Origin of the sequence: Desulfovibrio sp. 1188_IL3213 (assembly GCF_036763145.1) — a bacterium.
In the GTDB taxonomy this organism is placed as follows: domain Bacteria; phylum Desulfobacterota; class Desulfovibrionia; order Desulfovibrionales; family Desulfovibrionaceae; genus Desulfovibrio.
This window is the reverse complement of sequence record NZ_JBAIYR010000384.1, coordinates 1-2,156: the sequence shown is the minus strand read 5'-3', so window position 1 is coordinate 2,156 and position 2,156 is coordinate 1. Positions and strand designations below refer to the sequence as shown.

Sequence of the window (2,156 nt, the reverse complement as noted above, 5' to 3'; positions counted from 1 at the left end):
GCTGGCCGCCGGTCCGGGCCTGCTGCGCCGCAATTTCGCCAATCTGCGTCTGGCCCTGCCCGTAGCGCTTATTGCCTCGGCCTGTGCCATTGTAGGGGCCATGCTGGGTCTGGCCCTGCCCACGCACATCATCCAGACCTGCCTTGGCGGAACCATTCTTGCCATTGCCGTCTTGTTGCTGCTGTCTAAAAACTCCGTGCGCCCCGTGGTGACAAAACAGGATGCCGTGGGCCTGGCCCTTGGCATGAACGGCGTATTTCTTGAACCGAGCACCGGCGAAGTGGTGGAGTGGAAAACCCATCGCACGGTTGCCGGGCTGCTGCTGTTCATTGTTATCGGCATCATGGCGGGCATGTTCGGCCTTGGGGCCGGGTGGGCCAACGTTCCGGTGCTCAACCTGCTTATGGGCGCTCCTCTCAAGGTGAGCGTGGGTACGTCCAAGTTTCTTCTTTCCATCACAGACACTTCCGCGGCCTGGGTGTATCTCAATCAGGGCTGCGTCATCCCGCTCATGGCCATTCCGTCCATTGTGGGGCTTATGCTCGGCTCTGTGGTGGGCGTTCGCCTGCTGGCCGTGGCCAAGCCCAAGTTCATCCGTTATATGGTGATTTTTGTGCTCCTTTTTTCCGGCGCCAAAGCTCTCATGAAGGGGCTTGGCTGGTAAATTTCCTGACCGGACTGGACTTTTTGGGAGGATAGTATGAATACTGTGGATGTTAAGAACGAGATCAAGGCTTCCCCGGCGCAGGTGCGCTATGCCGACATGCTGTTTTACGGCTCGCTCATCGGCTTTGTCATGATGCTTGTGACCTACGCGCTCTACGTCTTCGGGGTGCTGGAGCCGCAGATAGCCCTGGATGAGCTGCCGCGTCTGTGGGTTCACAGCGCTGCGGACTACCGTGCGGCGGGGAATATTCCCCAGGGGTGGGGCTGGCTTGCCCTGGTGGGCAAGGGCGACATATGCAATTTTTTGGGCATAGCCTTTCTTGCCGCCCTGACGATCTTCTGTTTTGTGCAGCTTGCCTGGACTCTGGCCCGGAGCAGGCAGTGGCTTATGATGTGTATCGCCATTGCCGAGGTGCTGGTGCTGAGTCTTGCGGCTTCCGGCGTACTGGTGGCCGGAGCGCATTAGAGCGTGACGTCACGGGTGCTTCCTGTCCTCCGGCCCTTCGACCCTTAGGCCAGCCGGTCAAGTGATCACGTTGTCGCCAGCTTTTTCGGCAGCGCAACGGGAGGGCTGGGCAAGGCGGATCGGGCGTCTGCCGGAACATCTGTCAGGCCCTTCATGCTCAGTTATGTATACGTCTGGTCCCGCATATGAAGGGCTGCACCGTGAGAAAGCACGTTTGAAGCTTGCGTCCAGCGCGTAAGCCCGGAGGAAGCATGTTCGCCGCCATAAAAAACGCCTTTGCCCATCTGCTGGAAGTGCCTGAGGCCGTGTCTCCGGCCCGGTATCGCTCTCTGCGGCGGCTTATGACCATACTTATGGTGGCTGTGTCGGTTACGCCCCTGCTCCTGCTGTCCGGCATCAGCCACATGCAGTACACGAGAACTCTTGAGCGGGAGATGGAAAGCCCCCTCTACGCGCTGGCCCGCAAGTCGCAGGCGGCGCTTGAACTTTATCTGGGAGAAAGGGAGTCCACGGTAAGCTTTATCGCTCATGCATACTCCTATAAGGATCTGGCGGACGAGCGTACGCTGAACCGGGTTTTTTTGTCGCTGCGCAGCGAATTTCAGGGCTTTGTGGACATGGGGCTGGTCAATGCCGAAGGCATGCAGATTTCCTATGTGGGACCGTACAAGCTCAGGGGCGCGGACTATGCGGGCAAGCCCTGGCTGCGCGAGGCGGAAATCAAGAGCCGGTACATGAGCAACGTGTTTCTCGGCTATCGCGGCTACCCGCATATGGTCATAGCCGTTCACAGGATGGAGGAAAGCGGGCTTTCGTGGACCCTGCGCGTGGCCGTGGACACGCTGCGCTTGCAGCAGGTGCTGTTTTCCGTAGGCCCGGAGCAGGAAACCGATGTTTTTCTTGTGGACAGGGCTGGTGTGCTGCAAACGGATTCCCACCTGTACGGCAAGGCGCTGGATCCCTGTCCGCTGCCGCTGCCGCCGGCCACGGCTGAAACGCTGGTGCGCAGCGTTGCCGAGCCGTC

General features: G+C 59.7%; 3 protein-coding genes. All 3 read left to right on the top strand.

The window, feature by feature from the left end:
* Nucleotides 1-664, top strand: a 664-nt coding sequence (locus V6C16_RS11715) for a sulfite exporter TauE/SafE family protein (protein WP_333543285.1), incomplete at its 5' end; no start/stop codon positions are given.
* Nucleotides 665-700: 36 nt separating this feature from the next.
* Nucleotides 701-1,132, top strand: a complete 432-nt coding sequence (locus V6C16_RS11710; RefSeq protein ID WP_333534628.1) for a DUF1634 domain-containing protein — start codon at nt 701-703, stop codon at nt 1,130-1,132.
* A gap of 251 nt (nt 1,133-1,383) precedes the next feature.
* A partial coding sequence (locus V6C16_RS11705; protein WP_333543284.1) for a cache domain-containing protein occupies nt 1,384-2,156 on the top strand: 773 nt, incomplete at its 3' end.

Bases quoted from the DNA above. Each gene is read 5' to 3' on its own strand.
- V6C16_RS11710 (WP_333534628.1), top strand. From the start codon at position 701: ATGAATACTGTGGATGTTAAGAACGAGATCAAGGCTTCCCCGGCGCAG.